General features: G+C 43.9%; 15 protein-coding genes. 2 read left to right on the top strand and 13 right to left on the bottom strand.

The annotated features are described in order from the left end of the window. Nucleotides 1–58 precede the first annotated feature (58 nt). The 5 genes from DVG78_RS07985 to radC form a co-directional block, all read right to left on the bottom strand. On the bottom strand, nucleotides 59–1774 hold the full coding sequence (locus DVG78_RS07985) for a GMC oxidoreductase (protein WP_114460566.1): 1716 nt from the start codon (nucleotides 1772–1774) through the stop codon (nucleotides 59–61). Nucleotides 1775–1811: 37 nt separating this feature from the next. After that, the gene (locus DVG78_RS07980; RefSeq protein WP_114460629.1) at nucleotides 1812–2441 is read right to left on the bottom strand and encodes a gluconate 2-dehydrogenase subunit 3 family protein; all 630 of its coding nucleotides are present in this window, start codon (nucleotides 2439–2441) and stop codon (nucleotides 1812–1814) included. A gap of 233 nt (nucleotides 2442–2674) precedes the next feature. Continuing rightward, nucleotides 2675–3124 carry a DUF1572 family protein gene (locus tag DVG78_RS07975; RefSeq protein WP_114460628.1) on the bottom strand — a complete coding sequence of 150 codons (450 nt, stop codon included), beginning with the start codon at nucleotides 3122–3124 and terminating at the stop codon, nucleotides 2675–2677. A 4-nt stretch (nucleotides 3125–3128) separates the two neighbouring features. After that, complete coding sequence (locus tag DVG78_RS07970) at nucleotides 3129–4454, bottom strand: APC family permease (RefSeq protein ID WP_114066501.1); 1326 nt, start codon at nucleotides 4452–4454, stop codon at nucleotides 3129–3131. 48 nt (nucleotides 4455–4502) lie between these two features. Then, complete coding sequence (radC, locus tag DVG78_RS07965; protein ID WP_114460627.1) at nucleotides 4503–5207, bottom strand: RadC family protein; 705 nt, start codon at nucleotides 5205–5207, stop codon at nucleotides 4503–4505. Nucleotides 5208–5271: 64 nt separating this feature from the next. Here radC and DVG78_RS07960 point away from each other — a divergent pair, with 64 nt between their 5' ends. After that, the gene (locus DVG78_RS07960; RefSeq protein ID WP_114460565.1) at nucleotides 5272–6282 is read left to right on the top strand and encodes a glycosyltransferase family 2 protein; all 1011 of its coding nucleotides are present in this window, start codon (nucleotides 5272–5274) and stop codon (nucleotides 6280–6282) included. 61 nt (nucleotides 6283–6343) lie between these two features. Here DVG78_RS07960 and porN read toward each other — a convergent pair whose 3' ends face one another. The 8 genes from porN to sucD form a co-directional block, all read right to left on the bottom strand. Continuing rightward, nucleotides 6344–7423 (bottom strand): type IX secretion system ring subunit PorN/GldN, encoded by a 1080-nt coding sequence (porN, locus tag DVG78_RS07955; protein WP_114460564.1) that lies wholly within the window; start codon nucleotides 7421–7423, stop codon nucleotides 6344–6346. Between the two features lie 79 nt (nucleotides 7424–7502). Further along, a complete protein-coding gene (porM, locus tag DVG78_RS07950; RefSeq protein WP_114460563.1) occupies nucleotides 7503–9098 on the bottom strand; it encodes a type IX secretion system motor protein PorM/GldM in 1596 nt (531 codons plus the stop codon). A gap of 95 nt (nucleotides 9099–9193) precedes the next feature. Further along, the gene (gene porL / locus DVG78_RS07945; protein ID WP_114460562.1) at nucleotides 9194–9997 is read right to left on the bottom strand and encodes a type IX secretion system motor protein PorL/GldL; all 804 of its coding nucleotides are present in this window, start codon (nucleotides 9995–9997) and stop codon (nucleotides 9194–9196) included. Nucleotides 9998–10105: 108 nt separating this feature from the next. Further along, on the bottom strand, nucleotides 10106–11215 hold the full coding sequence (gene porK / locus DVG78_RS07940; protein WP_114460561.1) for a T9SS ring complex lipoprotein PorK/GldK: 1110 nt from the start codon (nucleotides 11213–11215) through the stop codon (nucleotides 10106–10108). Between the two features lie 260 nt (nucleotides 11216–11475). After that, nucleotides 11476–12447, bottom strand: coding sequence for a PorP/SprF family type IX secretion system membrane protein (locus tag DVG78_RS07935; RefSeq protein WP_114460560.1), 972 nt, complete (start codon nucleotides 12445–12447; stop codon nucleotides 11476–11478). A gap of 161 nt (nucleotides 12448–12608) precedes the next feature. Then, nucleotides 12609–13391: a uroporphyrinogen-III synthase gene (locus DVG78_RS07930; protein WP_114460626.1), complete on the bottom strand. Its 783-nt coding sequence runs from the start codon at nucleotides 13389–13391 to the stop codon at nucleotides 12609–12611. Between the two features lie 31 nt (nucleotides 13392–13422). Further along, nucleotides 13423–14598: a DUF4271 domain-containing protein gene (locus DVG78_RS07925; protein ID WP_114460559.1), complete on the bottom strand. Its 1176-nt coding sequence runs from the start codon at nucleotides 14596–14598 to the stop codon at nucleotides 13423–13425. A 94-nt stretch (nucleotides 14599–14692) separates the two neighbouring features. Then, nucleotides 14693–15568, bottom strand: coding sequence for a succinate--CoA ligase subunit alpha (gene sucD, locus DVG78_RS07920; RefSeq protein ID WP_114460558.1), 876 nt, complete (start codon nucleotides 15566–15568; stop codon nucleotides 14693–14695). Between the two features lie 281 nt (nucleotides 15569–15849). Between sucD and DVG78_RS07915 the strand changes: the two genes are divergently transcribed. Further along, complete coding sequence (locus DVG78_RS07915; protein WP_114460557.1) at nucleotides 15850–16422, top strand: DUF6962 family protein; 573 nt, start codon at nucleotides 15850–15852, stop codon at nucleotides 16420–16422. The last annotated feature ends 15 nt before the right edge of the window (nucleotides 16423–16437 follow it).

Genomic DNA, 16437 nt, shown 5'->3' with positions numbered 1-16437 from the left:
TATTGCTACCGCCTCCTGCACACTATTTCTACTTCTGTAAACGCACTTTGTCGACTGGTTACAGGTTCTTCTTCTTCAATTCATCGACCGCAAACGCCGCTGCACGGGCCGTGAGCGCCATGTAGGTCAACGAGGGGTTGACACACGACGCCGAGGTCATGGCAGCGCCATCGGTCATAAAGACATTTTTACACGCATGGACCTGATTACGCGCATTCAGCACCGACGTTTTGGGATCTTTACCCATCCGTGCTGTACCCATTTCGTGGATACCGATTCCCAAATTTGATTTGGTGTTATCGTACGCATTGATGTTCTTAAAACCTGCTGCTTCGAGCATTTCAGCCGCGTCGTTTTTCATGTCTATTCGCATTTTACGCTCGTTTTCGCCGTAACCTGCATCAAACACCACCAACGGCATTCCCCATTTGTCTTTCTTGGTGGGGTGAAGGGTAAAGCGGTTGCTTTCGTTTGGCAAAACTTCACCAAAGCCACCGATTCCCATGTTCCAACCTCCTACTTCCGTCATTTCTTCTTTAAACGCCGCCCCAAAGCCTTCCATGCCTACGCCGCGTCCCCAGCTGCTACGGCTTGCGCCACCTTGATAGCCAAATCCACGCACATAATCACGCTTGTCTTTGCCCCAGTTGCGATAACGCGGGATGTACACCCCGTTGGCACGGCGGCCAAAATAGTATTGATCTTCAAAACCGTCGTAGGTACCTGAAGCACCAACGCCCAAGTGATGGTCCATGATATTGCGCCCCAATTGGTCACTCTCATTGCCCAATCCATTTGGAAAACGGCTTGACTTAGAGTTCATCAAAATCGACGCCGATGGAATTGCCGAAGCGTTGAGGAAGATAATTTTTGCAAAATAATCCTTCACTTCCAACGTGTTTTGGTCGATGGTCCGCACGCCAGTAGCCCGGCCTTTCTTCTCATCGTACAATACTTCCGACACGATTTTGTCGTTGGCCAAAGTCAACCGTTTGGTCTTCATCGCCGCTGGCAAAGTAGCCGCTTGGGTGCTGAAATACGCTCCAAACGGACAGCCGCGCATACACATATTGCGGTATTGACACGCCGCCCGGCCCAATGCCGTATGAATACTCTGTGGTTTGGTCAGGTGCGCTACCCGTCCAATGGTCAGAGTGCGGCCCATTTTCCGCATTACTTCTGACTTAACGTGCTTTTCGAGGCAATTCAGCTCCATAGCAGGCTGAAATTGACCATCAGGCAACACATCAAGCCCGTCTTTTGACCCGCTGATACCCGCAAAACGCTCTACGTAATCGTACCACGGCGCAAGGTCTTTATATCGAATAGGCCAATCAATCGAAATTCCTTCTTTGGCATTGGCCATAAAATCTTCTTCATTCCAACGGTAGCTCTGACGCCCCCACAACAGAGAACGTCCACCCGTATGGTATGCCCGAATCCAGTCAAACGGACGGGTCTCCAAATAAGGATTTTTGCTGTCGTTTTCAAAAAGGTAACGGTGTTCTTCGTTGACTGTATAACCAGTCCGAATCCCCGCCCAATATTCTTCCGCCGACTGATTGTCGGGGCGACCACGGTGAGCAAGTTCCCAAGGAGCTTTCATCGCCGTTTCGTAGCCTTCTACGTGTTTAACATCACGCCCCCGCTCCAGACACAGCACGCGTAAACCTTTCTCGGTCAACTCTTTGGCCGCCCATCCGCCACTTATTCCTGACCCCACAACGATGGCATCGTAGGTCATTTCTTTTTGGGCATCAATATTTAGATACATCTTAGGTTAGTTGTTTTAATTCTTGTACGTAATTTATCTACAACGCGTACGCCTTTTGGCCTTTTTTCAACGGAATACATCCATCATAACGGCCCGGAATAGGCACATAGTCAAGGGCTTTGGTAGCTCCTTGCTCTGAAGTAAAGTAACCAAACAGTGTGAGCTCTTTGGCCAAACGCCAGAAAGGAGTTCCTTTGAGTTTTTTGGAATCTACCACTTCTTTGTCAACATTATCTCCTACTTTCACCTGCTGAACATTGGCGCTTTTCATCAATTCAGTGGTTTCTTTCTCCACTTGTTTCAGAATCGCAACTTGCTCGGCAGAAGTGGTTTCCATGAATTTTTTACCGTGGGCTTTGGTGGCTTTAGCGTCCAAATCTGCTAATCCATCCAAAAAGTTTTGTTGTTCCTGCGCTTTGTAGCAGTCTTTCAACATCAGCTCAATAAAAGGACCCACTCCTGCATCTTTCGCCCCAGGGGTCGAAGTACGAGGAATGATATGTTCGGCTACTTCTGCAACCAATGCTTGCTGGGCGGGCGTAAAGCTAAAAGCAGCTCCTACGGTTTGGGGCATGGCAGCTCCTTCACCAAAGGCCATTAAAGTAGGTGCCGAAAGAGTACCCCCCATCAAAAGGGCCACCCGCGACAATGCTTCTCTGCGGTTCATGTTCATAGGATAGTTTAATTTCTTATTGGGAAGATGTAAAAATACATTAGAAGTATGCAATTTTTACTTTTTGTAAACGCTTTTTTTAGGCAAAGAATATTTTATTCAACAGAAAGTTTGACAAATTTTATCCATGTCCCTGATTCACTGACTACTACGTAGTTTGTCATAAAACATCGGCAGCCATTTCTACGGTCATTTCAAAAGAGCCACTTATTCATTAGCACATCCTATCAAATACGGTCCAACAAGCGGCGATGGTAGTTGACCTGCCCCAGATGATAGCCCAGATGAACCGCCAAGTGAATTAAAAAATACTCGGTCGACATTTTTTCTTTAAAAACCACCAAAGGGTATTCAGCAGCGTAATCCTCTTCGGTCAGGGTCGATAAGGCATTTTTGATGACCTCAATCGTTGAATCCAACGCAGCAATCATTTTTTGGCGGGGCACGTCTTTGTCGCTGAACTCCAAGGGACGATTTCTCACATAGTCCGTTTTGCCAATTTCGGCCCCAATAAAGGCATTCAAATTACCAATCAAATGCAAGGTCAGGTTTCCCGCCGAATTAGGAATTTGGGCCTCTGTTTTCCAGATAGTTTCTTCGTTTTGATAAGCAAGAAGCTCTTCTTTCAGTTTGGTCAAATCACGCTCAAAAAGCGCAATCAATGTTTGTGTAATCATCATGCTAATTTTTTGTGTTCAATGCTCTTTTCCATTTAAAATATACGTAGGCGATTCCCCCCAATCCCAGAAAAAACAACCCTGCCAGCGCCTGCTCGGGCTTTTCAATCAGCGTGTTGACGACGACAAAAGCCGATAAAGCCATGAATATCAACGGCGTAATTGGATAAGCAAGTGTGCTGTAATTCCGTTTTAGTTTGCGCTGCCTGAACTTAAAAATGGCCGCTGCGGTAAGGAAGAAAAAGAAAGTGTCTACAAACACCACATAGGTGATGAGATTGGAGAAGGTTTTCCAGAAAATCAACAATACAATTGTCCAGAAAGACTGAAAAATGATGGCCCAAAAAGGTGTTTGATAACGGGGATGAATCTCGGCAAACTGCTTAAAAAACAATCCATCCTGCGCCATTGCAAAATAAATGCGCGGCGCGGTCAGGATATAAATGCCAATGGTTCCCAAGACCGACAAAACAATCAAAAATGAAATAAATTTAGCGCCCAATCCCCATACGGTAGAAATAGCTTCTGAAGCCACTCCCGTAGAAGCCGCAATCCGCTCAATGGGCAGCAGCTTTAAATAGGCAACATTTACGCTTAAATACGCTAAGCATACGATACCGATTCCCATCAACATCGCGCGGGGTACGAGTCGATTGGCATCTTTGACTTCGGCCGCGATAAACGTAGCGTGTTGATAGCCTCCGTACGAAAAAGAAACCCCAATCAGCGCCAATCCAAAGGAAGATACAAGCGGTAAATTCTGCGCATTGGAAGTCCATGTAAAATCTGTAATGTTAATGGCGTACGTTCCCGCCACAAACCCAATGATAACCACCACCGCAATACCCACCAATTTGGCTGATGTAAAAACAGAGGCAAAGACGCCACCCCATTTTACGCCCAGCACATTCATAATGGTGAGGAGCGCAATCGTGAAAACAGCCACCGCGAGCTGCACATTCTCTGGCATCGGAATCAGTTCATTCAGGTACGAAGTAAAAACCAACGTGAGCGCCGCCAACGAACCCGTATTGATCACCAAAAGCATGGACCAACTGTATAAAAACGCAGGAAGCTCGCCAAATGCTTCCTTTAAAAACACGTAAAAACCGCCTGCTTTGGGAAAAATCGAAGCAATTTCGGCGAAAGTGAGTGCCCCGCACAACGCCACCACCCCTCCCGCTACCCATACGCCCAGCATCCAGCCTGTGGTGGGCAAGTAGCCCGCGATTTCAGAAGGTGCCCGGAATATTCCCGAGCCAATGCTCGACCCAACCGCAATCATGGTCAGGCTGAAGAGCGTAATTTGTTTTTTAAGTTGGTGAGACATGGATTAAAAACTAAAGGTTGGGTGGTTACGAAATTGAGTTATCTCATTTTAAAGCAATCCTTCGTCGGCAAAACTCAGGTAACCGCCATCCGTAAAGATAATATGGTCTAAAACAGGGATTTCAAGCAGTTTTCCCGCCGCCGCAAGGCGACGTGTAAGGTCTTTATCAGCCTCACTAGGTTTGAGGTTGCCCGAGGGATGATTGTGCGCCAAAATAATAGCACTGGCTAAATGTTCAACGGCCACTTTAAATATCATTTTCGGGTCGGCTACCGTACCCGATACCCCTCCTTGACTGATTTGAACGGGACGAATGACCTCATTGGCCCGATTGAGCAACAACAACCAAAATTCTTCGTGGGGCAAGTCCAACAGATAAGGACGAATTTGTTCGTACCCGTCTTTTGAGCACGTAATACGCGGTTTTCGCACAATTTCACTTTCTTTACGCCGTCTTCCCAGTTCCAATGCGGCAATAATCGTAATGGCTTTTGCTTCGCCTATCCCCTTGATTTTCATTAAATCTTTGGTGGTCAACTTGGCCAATTCGTTCAGATTATTGGAAGCCTTTTGGAGAATTACCTTTGCCAAATCTACCGCCGATAGTTCAACGGTGCCTGAACCAATCAAAATAGCAATCAATTCGGCATCTGTCAGCGCGGCTTTCCCTTTCAAAAGCAATTTTTCACGGGGACGGTCTTCCTCCGCCCAACTCAGTATTTTTCGTGATGAAGTGTAGTCGTTTTCAGTCATGAAGAGGTCATAGGTGGTCGTTCGTGGTAAAAATACTAACTTGCCAGTGAAATCAAAGCGAGTCATGCGTAAATACAGTATTATTATCCCCGTTTATAATCGGCCCGACGAACTGACCGAGTTGTTGACGTGTCTGGTAAAACAAACTTTTACCCATTTCGAAGTCATCATTATTGAAGATGGCTCCCGAATCAAATGTGAGGAGGTTGTCCAAACCTTTAGTCAACAACTGGATATTCACTACTTCTACAAGGAAAATGGAGGCCAAGGCTTTGCCCGAAACTATGGATTTGAACGGGCCAAAGGCGATTATTTTGTTATTCTTGACTCCGATGCACTGATAGAGCATGACTATTTAAGCATTGTTGACCACCGACTGAATACAGATTACGTAGATTTATACGGCGGTCCCGACACCGACCATCCGAGTTTCACTCCTATTCAGAAAGCCATCAGTTATTCGATGACTTCTCTCTTTACAACGGGCGGCATTAGGGGTAAAAAAAGTAATTTAGGCGGCACTTTCCACCCCCGCAGTTTCAATATGGGTATTTCTCGCAAAGTGTGGGAACGTACGGGCGGATTTCAAATCAGCCGAATGGGCGAAGATATTATTTTTAGCATCACCGCTCTCCGAATGGGCTTCAAGTCATCGTTGATTCCAGAAGCATTCATTTATCACAAACGACGCACTGGTTTCGGGGCTTTCTTTCGGCAGCTTCGCTTCTTTGGACGTGCGCGAATCAATATAGCCCGCTTTTATCCAGATGAACTCAAATTAGTTCACACCTTTCCTTTTCTGTTTACCCTTGGTTGCCTCAGTTTTCCCTTATTGTGGTTGATTCACCCTTTGTTGTTTCAGGCAGGAATTACTTTTTTAGCAATTTATATCATTCTGCTGTTTATCGACGCCACTCGACAATCAAAAAGTCTGGAAGTGGGCTTCCTGAGCATTATCGCGGCATTTGTACAGCTCTTTGGCTATGGATTCGGCTTCGCGCAGGAGGGGGCAAAACGGTTACTTGAACCCAAAACTCACCGCGAAACGGGTGCTGCCGTTGAGTATCCTACCTAAAAAAGCACAAAAAAAGCGGCCATAGTGACCGCTTTTTTTTATGATACAATAATTGTAATCATTAATATTCCCACAAACCGTGCTCTAATTCCATCAACTCATTTTCAAGTTGAATAGATTTCCAAAGCGCTTCTTTTTCACCACCATAAATGGTAATGAGGTCTTGGTCTTTAGGATTTGACGTTTTGATAATACGACCACTGAACAGGCGAAGATCAAACGCATCCGCTAAGTTTTTGTGCTGAGCAGTATTGTATTCGTTGAACCAAATAAATTTCTTCGGATCGCTACGGAACAGCTTATCTAAGTCTTTGTATCTAAAAGTAGCAATGGGTTTCTCAATTCCACCAGGGTTCAGTTCAGACGGCAATACAATCGTAATGGTTTGAATATCGTAAATCAAACGTGAGCGCTTGCGGTCAAAAATCCAATCTTCCTTCATTTCCAGAATCGGAACATCTTTGGCAAAAAATTGATTTTCTTCCATTTTCTGTGCTTCAGCAGCGGCAATTGCGGCGGCTTCCTCCGCCATTTTCCGTTTGATTTCGGTTGAATCTACTTGGGGCTTTACAGGAACCTTGGCAATTTGTCCCTTTTTACCTTTGGTAGTTGTCTTCTTTTTAGGTGCTGGCGCGCCCCAACCATCGTCAACGGGTTGTGTTTCTTTTTTTGGCGCAGGAGCTCCCCAGCCATCATCTGCTTTGGCAGGAGCTTTAGGGTCTTTCTTTGCAGCATCCCCCCAAACATCTCCACCTTGAGCGGCATTGTCAGTACCAAAACCAGCTTTTATTTCATCTTCGGTCAACGTCTGCCCTTGATTTGGCATTTGAAGCGCCTTACTGAAATCTGTACTCGTCATTTTTTTGGTCATATCGGCATCTACATACGCCTCCAACAGACCCGCCTTTACAGCGTCCATGATGTACTTAGTGATTTCATTGCCTACTGAAAACATAGGTTGATTTTGCTTTTCCCGCAAATCCAACCGGCGCCACAGTGTGCGTTTCATCATCACATCAGCATCGTTAATCTCGCGCACTGACAGCGGATTGACACCCTTAGTGTCTTTCTCTTGGGCTTGAGTGCTCATGCTCAATGCTACCAAGGCCGCACTACCTAATAGGCTACTCCATCTTTTCATTTTCTTTGAGCGTTATTTTGATTACTTTATTACTAACGAAATCTATTCCTTGTTAGTACAAAATCTAAAATCAGTATTCTTAATTCAACGGAACAGTCCGCGATTCAGTACCTATCCCTGCATCCTGAACATCTCCTTTGAAATTACGGCGCTGTACCCCTGATACTTCAATTACAAGACGATCTCCAGGCGCTGCCTGAGCTGCCAAAGCATTAATCGAACCACTTGGCCCGGAAATGACAACTGGCTGTCCTTTAGGGCGAGCGCCACTTGCCAAACGAACGGTAATTTGACCAACCCGGAAATTTGCATCTTCGGGAGAATAATTGGTTAAACTCTCATCCGCAATCGCTTTTACGGAAATATTCCGTGCCATACTGGCCGAAATAGGGCGTTTATCGTCCACCAATGCACCATTGATATAATATTCCAAACGAGGACGAGGAACGCGGTTTACGCGGAAGCCTTCGGTGCCAATCAAGTTTCCTTGGTTCGAAATATTCAGTTTTACGCTTCTATTATTCGGAATAATAATTACTTTGCCCTTACCATTGTTGATAACTTCGGCACCATCAGCCGTAAAAGCAGGGTTCCATAAAGGTCCTAAGCCTGGGCTTTGAATACTCAACACGTTCTTACAACCCAAAAACAAAGGCGGCATCGAAGCTGATTCAATATTATAGGTTGGCTTAGCCACTTTATAATCATATTTCATCGAAATTGTGGTATCACGACCACTTGGCGTTGGGAATGAAATAACTCCCGCAAGGGTCTTGGCAGCCAGACCATCTTTATCATACGAACCACCCTGGGCCGTAAATTCAATGATTCCCTTTCCATCCTGTACCCGCAATGGTGCTCCACCTAAACTCATGCGTGGCGTAAGAGAACTCGAAGAAGCCGCAATAAACATCTCTCCTTTGAACTTAGTACCTGCAACTACTATGTTAGACTCGGCACTAATCATTGCCAGAATTTTATCAAACTTAATGTCCTTCGCACCTACTTTAGCCGCCAAAGCATCGAGTACTTCCGCTTCTAAACGACGAATTTCAGATTGTTTTTGACTCAATACCGCCAATGCAGCAGGAACGGGTGTTTGCGCAAAATTCAATTCCGCAAAGTCTTTGGTACGTTGATCTTTGTCGCGCTTGGCGAGAGGGTCTTCTTTACCGTCGAGCGCTAAGGGAGCAAAGCTAGTTCCTGAGAGTTTATTCATTTGCTCTACGAAACCGTTAAGCTTGTTTTTCAGCTCATACGCTTTACCGTTCTTTGAAGGCCCAATCATGTAAATAGCTACTTTATCCTCTTCGTTCGGGTTTTTGACCTTTCCTGTTTCAGGGTCAATTCCGCCCCCAGCCTCGGTTGCTATTTGACTTTTTATGGCATCAATCTCACTAATCATCCCACTTGCTATCTTGCGCACATCTTCAGCTTGCTTGACAATCGCCACTTCAAAAGCTCTATTTCCAGACTTTTCGACTTTATCTCTGATATTTTCAACAGTTCTTGCGTTGATTTTGTTAGCGGCGTTTGACGCAACCTCCATACTGTTGTTCAACAATTGGAATTTTTCCAACAATGCCGAACTTACTTGCAAAGCCAGCATGGCCGTCAAAACCAGATACATCATCCCAATCATCTTCTGACGGGGTGTCTCTTTTGCTCCTGCCATTTTTAAATAGTTGAATTTTAGCTTACTTTAATTGATTTTAACGAGGGTGACAGTGGTATTTAAGGGTTCAGAATTTTCAACTCTGCGCCATCAAATTATCCTCGCATTGCGGTTAGCATATTACCGTACACATTGTTCAGGGCTGTTATGTTGGTTGTCAATTTTGACATTTCAGCCTTAAACTGCTGCGATTCTTTGGTTGCATCCGCCATGTTAGCCATTGCATTTGTCAAGTTGCCATAAAACGCATTCATGGCCTTGAGGTGCTTGGTTGTATCCTGCAATTCCAATTCATAGACGGCATTAAGAGCGCCCATGTTCTTGGTAATGTTCTGGAATTGGTCACGATATTGTTGGGCATCTTTGGTTGCATCCGCCATAGAAGACATCGCATTGATAGCCACACCGTAAGACTTATTCATATCATTAATTGAAGATGATGCAGTTTTTACGTTTTTAGCGTAATCGTTGGTTGCAATGGTTGCATCGGTCAAATCTCCAATTTTAGATACGGTATCTGTTAGATTTTTAAATCCTTTGCCAAGATTATTAAAAATGTCGGGTGAGATATTGGCTTCGGCTAACATTTTATCCATGTTGGCAGTCAAACCTACTCCTTTTTTCTCTTCTTTACGCGAAGGTACCGGTGCCGCGTCGTCCGCTAATTCAGGATATACTTTTTCCCACGCATATTCTTCAGAAGCAGGGTATAAAAAGCTTTGTACTGCGTACAAAACGAAAATGACAGCTTCGGTCAAAAGACCAACTGTCAAAATCTCACCACCACCTTCGATGTGAGTAATTTTTGCCCAAGCACCGATGATTACAACGGCTGCTCCAAGCGCATAAGCAGTAGGGACTATTTTACTCCAGAAAACACCTTGTTTTTGTGCTGCCATAACAGAATTAAAATATTGGTTTAATAGAATCGGTTACAAAAAATAAAGGTCGTAAAAAAGAAGGGTGCCGCCGGGCAGCACCCTATATTTTAAGGTAATAAAGTCGAATTATCTTTTACGTCCACGGGTAGTAGCTGCACGACCGGCAAGGTTTTCAACTACGCAACGGAAACCAATGAACGAGCGTTTGTTATCTTCATATTCCCAACCGCGTGTTCCTGTTTCGAGGAAATAAGCAACATCTTTCCATGATCCACCCCGTACTATTTTACGCGGTTCGTCGGGGTTATCATTCATTGGGTTCATATCCCAGTTTACAATCGTAGCATTGTCGGCATACGCATCCAACGTCCATTCTGCTACGTTACCAGCCATGTTATACAATCCATAATCATTGGCATTGTAGGCATTGGCGGGGGCAGTATAAGGATAACCGTCGGCGTCATAATTACCACGCTGTGGTTTAAAGTTTGCTAAGAAGCAACCTTTTCCATTGGCTACGTAAGGGTTACCCCAAGGATACTTAGCAGAGGCACGTCCGCCGCGAGCAGCCCATTCCCATTCGGCTTCGGTGGGCAGGCGGAATTTTGGAGAACGATATTTGCCTTCTTTTGCCCGGTAATCGTTGTACAGATTAGAGCGCCATTCTGAGAAATAGCGAGCGGCTTTCCAGCTTACCCCAACGACTGGATACGTGTCAAAGGCAGGATGCGAATAGTAATATTCAAGCATCGGGTCACCGTTGTGATACGTGAAGTCTTTTTTCCAAACCGTAGTATCGGGATGGTACTTTGAGATAATTTCTTCTTCTCCCAGTACTGACAGTGAGTCAGTCATCAGAGATGCTACAAATTGACGATACTCGTTGTTTGTTACTTCAGTATCATCCATGTAAAACGAAGTAATGGTTACTCGGCGGTTAAAATTGACCTGCGTAGCGGCAACATCTTCGTCAGCCTGCCCCATCATAAAAGAACCCGATGGGATAAGCACCATTCCAAAAGGAGTATCCTGCTTATAGTCTTTACGACCCGTTGCAACAACTTCTCCGTTCCGAACGCCGACTTCCTGTTTGGCTCCTTTTTTGCCCCCTTTTCCTCCTTTGCTGTTTTTTCCGCCAAATTTATCTTTGACAAATCCACAACTTTGCAGCATCATCGCTACCATCAAAATCCATGCTCCTTTGGTGGCGCAGCCGAAAAATACCCTCTTGCTCATGGTTATTCCCGTTAGTTTCAAAATTCAGTATAGAAACGAAGTTCTATGTGTTTATTGTGTGTTTTTTTTAAAATTCTCTTTTACTGTTACAAAGAAGGGCTTTATTTATTTTAAAATCCCCCACAAGCCCCCAAAATTACTAAAAAACCATTAATTTTTTATCAAACGGTACAACGGTCTTCCAACAATAATATTGCCAAAGATTGAATTCGGCAAAAAAATATTATTCTATTTAGAAATTGACCCAATTATTCACTGTATTAATATCTAAATCTTGGGGTACGAACAATTGTCTTTTTGCCTTTTGTAAGCGCTGGGAGTGCATAAGAAAGCATCACTTCGTACGATGCTGGGGCTTTTACACTGCGGCTGCCGCCTACCAAATCAACGGCACCTGCCAAACGCAGCGCTTTGTTGCCAAGCAGATTTATTCCAGCTATAATGTTATAGGATTCTTGCACACGGTAGGTGATTCCGCCAAAAATCCATTCGTCCCAAGTAGCCATTACGCCCCCCTCTACCGACAACGTTTTAGGATTGAAATCCGTCAGACTTTTTACAAGGATAAGTGGCTGTATTTCCAATCCATATAACGGTTCCCAACGATAACCCGCCATCAAATACGCATTGGGAGCCAAAATACTATTGCCCGTATCTCCTCCTAAATTAAATTTAGGTCGATTCAGGTGATTAACGCTTGCACCAACATAAAAAGTACTTGCATCATAAAATACCCCTAAAGAAATATCGGGCTGTGTAACCCCTAACCGTCCGACTGGGATGAGTGGGTCGCCAGGTTCACGAGAAACCAAGCGACTAAAATCAATGTATCTGTTTTGAAACCCTACCCGCGCACCGATTGCCAAGGTATTTTCATTGATATTCAGGCGATAGGCATACGAAAGCTGGACTTCTTGGCTACCCATTGCGCCAATTCGATCATTGACGTAATTAATACCAACGGCACTTTTTATAAAATTCAGTGGAACACTTCCTGAAAATACAAGCGTATTGGGAGCACCGCCGTCTCCTGAAGTAGTCTGATACCCTTGCCATTGAATACGATTCAGTAACTGAAATCGGGTAGTTCCGTCGGCTCCTGCGGTGGCGGGATTATAATATAATTGATTGTGCATGAACAGGCTAAACTGAGCATCCTGCTGCGCCTGTACATAGTTTAATTGGGCAAACCAACTTAATATGCTCAATAGTAGTAGTTGTGGGTATTTCATATCCAATTCGCTGGTATTTTCAATACAAACGACAATTAGCGAAAAAAATTTGATATAAAAAAAGGGTTAGTTTCCCAACCCTTACTATAACGCATAAAAACATATAAGTGTTGCAGTTTTGCTCTAATTGTCCAAAGAAAAACGGCCCCAAACCTTTCTAATTAGATATTATTGGCTTTTTTGATATATATTTCCAAAGCCCCAGTCATTGAAGGAGCATTGGGCATTGGAGCCTCAATATCTAAAATCAAGCCTGCATCCGCCACTGCTTTTGCGGTCGTAGGACCGAAAGCGGCTATGCGGGTTTTATTTTGCTTAAAATCAGGGAAGTTATGGAATAGTGAGGTAATTCCAGAAGGACTGAAAAAGCAAATAACATCGTAAAACACTTCAGTCAAATCTGACAAATCTGAAGACACGGTTTCATACATTACGGCCTCGGTGAGGTGTAATTCGTAGTTACCCATGAATTCGGGGATGTCATTGCGCCGCTTGTCAGAACAAGGAAACAAAAACTTTTCGGTTTTGTGTTTCTTGATTAAATCCAACAAATCAGCAGCGGTTTTTTGACCTGAAAAAATCTTCCGTTTGCGTATTTGAATGTACTTTTGAAGATAGTTGGCGGTTTGCTCCGTTACGCAGAAATATTTCATTTCGGCAGGCATTTCCAACTTAGCTTCCTTACAAATACGGAAGAAATTGTCTACGGCATTACGGCTGGTAAAAATAATAGCCGTATGCTCCATGATGTTAATTCGTTGCTTACGAAAATCCTTAAAAGAAATACCCTGAACTTCGATAAAAGGGCGAAAATCGACCTTTACGCTGTACCTGCGCTCTAACTCAAAATAAGGGGACTTTTCATCAGTTGGCCGAGCTTGGGTGACCAAAATGCTCTCTACTTTATTCAACCGGTCTTGTTGCATCAAAATCGTTTCGCTCATATCAGACGTTTGGTGGGGTTCTCCCCACTTCTTATAGGGCATACCTTACCCCGATGATGATGGGGATTAATTCAACAATGCAAAGGTACGAAATTAAATATAGATTTTTAACAGTTGTGCTGTTGCTAATTGTAAAGAAGATTAAAATGGCCCGAAAAACGTAAAAAACAATTACTGGAATAATGAGTACCGAACGGATGATTGGCGACCAGTCAACAATGTAAAAAGAAGCTACCGAGGCAATCAATATGAGCGCCGTAAAAAACAACAAAGAAGACTGTAAAACCTTGAAATAATGCACATTAGCTACACCTTCCAAACGATACAAAGTTCCTAAAATATACAAACCGAAATATTTCCCTATAAATCCCAGAAAACAGATAAATGCTATTTTTAAGTAATTTAACCAAGTATCAGAAAATGCCTGTCCAGTTGCTAATAATTCTTTTGATGAAAACAGATTATATTCTTTATCCTGCGTAAACAAATACAAATAGGCTAATTCAAGACTAAGCAGAACCACAAATAGAATGTTGGTTCGGCTAAAGGGTTTATTGATCATGAATGAATCATCCCTAAAATCCATTTGAAATAAATCAGGAAGACTATAAATCCGATTAAAAGCCCGGGGAGAGGTATTGAACAGGAAAGCGGCAAAGGTAAACAGAAGCAAAATTCCCAAAATGAAAAAATTAGCAATAGAGGCTTGCTCTCGGGGTTTTAGATTCAAAAACGATTCTTCCTCAATCGTAATCAGTTTTTCAACGGCCGCTTTTCGGTGACCAATAATGACGACTTTTCCAGTCTGCCCGGGCGTTCCGTATATCGTAATCATCAACTGCGGGCGCCTAAATATTTTATAAAGACTGTCTATTTTCATGACTCGCCAGCTTCCTGCCTTCAGGTTTTCCTGCAATGAGCCATTCAGAAACAGATAATTATTTTTTTCGACGTACAGCAGAAGCTCATAATGCAGATTGCTTTCTAAATCCACTAGCGTATTGACTGACAGCTGATTACCGTGCTGTTCGGCCACGTAAGGAACGAATTCTTTTTCCCGCTGATCATACACAAGCCAATCCTGCGCCAAATTTTTTACGAGGAAGTACTGCTTGTCTGGCCCTACTTCTGCCCAAAGGGGAGCAACGCAGCTAAACAATAGCAGCCACGTAATATATTTAAACCTATGAACAACTTTCTTCGTCATTCGCCGATACTCATTTTTAATCCCCAAAATAGATGCAGGCAGCCTGGAATATCCAAACTGCCTGCAAAGTTAGAAAAGATAATAGTAATATCGGTTAGTCACGACCTAAGGCTTTCAACATTGTTTCGCCAATCAACGCGGGCGATTCTACCACGAAGATACCACACTCACTCATAATGCGCATCTTAGCCGCAGCCGTATCATCTGCACCACCAATAATAGCACCTGCGTGGCCCATACGACGACCTTTAGGGGCAGTTTGACCAGCGATAAAACCAACGACGGGTTTAGTTCCGTTTGCTTTAATCCAATAGGCGGCATCGGCTTCCATGCTTCCTCCGATTTCTCCTATCATCACAATTCCTTCTGTTTCGGGGTCATTCATGAGCAATTCTACCGCTTCTTTGGTAGTTGTACCAATGATTGGGTCGCCTCCAATTCCAATGGCAGTGGTTTGGCCAAGGCCTGCTTTTGTCAACTGATCAACCGCTTCGTAGGTCAACGTACCTGACTTAGAAACGATGCCGATGGTTCCTTTTTTGAAGATAAAACCAGGCATGATTCCCACCTTACATTCGTCGGCCGTCATTACACCCGGACAGTTTGGACCAATGAGACGGCAGTCTTTTGTCGTGATGTATTCTTTCGCCAACATCATGTCTTTGGTCGGAATACCTTCAGTGATACAAACGATTACTTTGATACCTGCATCGGCGGCTTCCATGATGGCGTCGGCGGCAAAAGCTGGCGGCACAAAAATGATTGACACATCGGCCCCTGTGGTATTTACGGCATCAGCAACGGTGTTGAAGACGGGACGATCTAGGTGACTTTGACCGCCTTTGCCTGGAGTCACTCCACCTACAACATTTGTTCCGTACTCAATCATTTGTTGGGCATGAAAAGTACCTTCGGAGCCTGTGAAGCCCTGCACAATTATCTTTGAGTTTTTATTGACTAATACGCTCATTGGTGGTTAGTATAAAATTGCGTGATTCAAAATGATTAACTTTATTTTATTCAAGACAGAAGCCAAAAATTTTTCAGTAAAAGTAGGTCGAAATAAAGAAAGTACAAAAGCACCCCTGAAAGAAAAATTTTTGAAGGCCTAAATATTGCTTATTTTTCTGTTTAAAACGGTAAAATACTGATACCTTGCTAAGGCTTTTTCAAACGTTTATCGTTCTTAATCATCGGTTTTTATCGCCGATAAAACGTTAGCCCCCTTAACCTTTAACTTCTTGTGTAAGAATGATTCAACTCTCCAACGCCTTTTCAGACGCTGTCGTAGCCACTGTATGCATTGTCGTTTTTTTTAAATTCTTTGCTTATGTCCCCTTCCATAATCGCCTCCTCTGGGGTGTATTTTTAGTAACCGTTTCGTTGGCGGCGGGTGCAGGTGTATTCCGTTATTTGGGGTTTCATCAATTAACCGATACCCATCGCTCTCTCTCAACATTGGCCGGTAGCGCCGGGCTTGCAAGTGTGGTAGTTGCCATTTGGGGGTTAGTGATGCGCCAGACCATCTCCCGCCCTACCGTCATTGTAACCCTCTCCTTCGGACTTATTTTATTTATCTTTCTGCTCTATCCCGCCTTTCAGGTTTTCAGCTCCGTTGTTCAGGCTTTTACGATGCTTGTCGTGATGTTGATTGCAGTTTTCGGACTTATGCAAAAATACCAAAAAGCCATCTGGATTGTAATTGGAGTGATGATTTTGGGCATTGCTACCAAGGTAGCCACCCAACACCTACCTTTTAGTCCAATTGATGTATATCACTATGCCTTGGCCGCGATGGTTTTCTGTTTTGGCAAAGCCGTGTAAGGTTAAATTATTCGA

This window comes from Runella aurantiaca (genome assembly GCF_003339505.1).
Taxonomy (GTDB): Bacteria; Bacteroidota; Bacteroidia; order Cytophagales; family Spirosomataceae; genus Runella; species Runella aurantiaca.
The sequence above is the reverse complement of the archived record's forward strand: the minus strand, read 5'-3'. Positions and strand labels throughout refer to the sequence as shown.

What these genes read in the sequence shown, in the direction of transcription:
- radC (WP_114460627.1), bottom strand. Translation starts at nt 5,207, where the DNA reads ATGACTGAAAACGACTACACTTCATCACGAAAAATACTGAGTTGGGCG.
- sucD (WP_114460558.1), bottom strand. Translation starts at nt 15,568, where the DNA reads ATGAGCGTATTAGTCAATAAAAACTCAAAGATAATTGTGCAGGGCTTC.
- porN (WP_114460564.1), bottom strand. Translation starts at nt 7,423, where the DNA reads ATGAAAAGATGGAGTAGCCTATTAGGTAGTGCGGCCTTGGTAGCATTG.
- DVG78_RS07930 (WP_114460626.1), bottom strand. Translation starts at nt 13,391, where the DNA reads ATGAGCGAAACGATTTTGATGCAACAAGACCGGTTGAATAAAGTAGAG.
- DVG78_RS07935 (WP_114460560.1), bottom strand. Translation starts at nt 12,447, where the DNA reads ATGAAATACCCACAACTACTACTATTGAGCATATTAAGTTGGTTTGCC.
- DVG78_RS07925 (WP_114460559.1), bottom strand. Translation starts at nt 14,598, where the DNA reads ATGACGAAGAAAGTTGTTCATAGGTTTAAATATATTACGTGGCTGCTA.
- DVG78_RS07915 (WP_114460557.1), top strand. Translation starts at nt 15,850, where the DNA reads ATGATTCAACTCTCCAACGCCTTTTCAGACGCTGTCGTAGCCACTGTA.
- DVG78_RS07985 (WP_114460566.1), bottom strand. Translation starts at nt 1,774, where the DNA reads ATGTATCTAAATATTGATGCCCAAAAAGAAATGACCTACGATGCCATC.
- DVG78_RS07980 (WP_114460629.1), bottom strand. Translation starts at nt 2,441, where the DNA reads ATGAACCGCAGAGAAGCATTGTCGCGGGTGGCCCTTTTGATGGGGGGT.
- porL (WP_114460562.1), bottom strand. Translation starts at nt 9,997, where the DNA reads ATGGCAGCACAAAAACAAGGTGTTTTCTGGAGTAAAATAGTCCCTACT.
- DVG78_RS07970 (WP_114066501.1), bottom strand. Translation starts at nt 4,454, where the DNA reads ATGTCTCACCAACTTAAAAAACAAATTACGCTCTTCAGCCTGACCATG.
- porM (WP_114460563.1), bottom strand. Translation starts at nt 9,098, where the DNA reads ATGGCAGGAGCAAAAGAGACACCCCGTCAGAAGATGATTGGGATGATG.
- porK (WP_114460561.1), bottom strand. Translation starts at nt 11,215, where the DNA reads ATGAGCAAGAGGGTATTTTTCGGCTGCGCCACCAAAGGAGCATGGATT.
- DVG78_RS07960 (WP_114460565.1), top strand. Translation starts at nt 5,272, where the DNA reads ATGCGTAAATACAGTATTATTATCCCCGTTTATAATCGGCCCGACGAA.
- DVG78_RS07975 (WP_114460628.1), bottom strand. Translation starts at nt 3,124, where the DNA reads ATGATTACACAAACATTGATTGCGCTTTTTGAGCGTGATTTGACCAAA.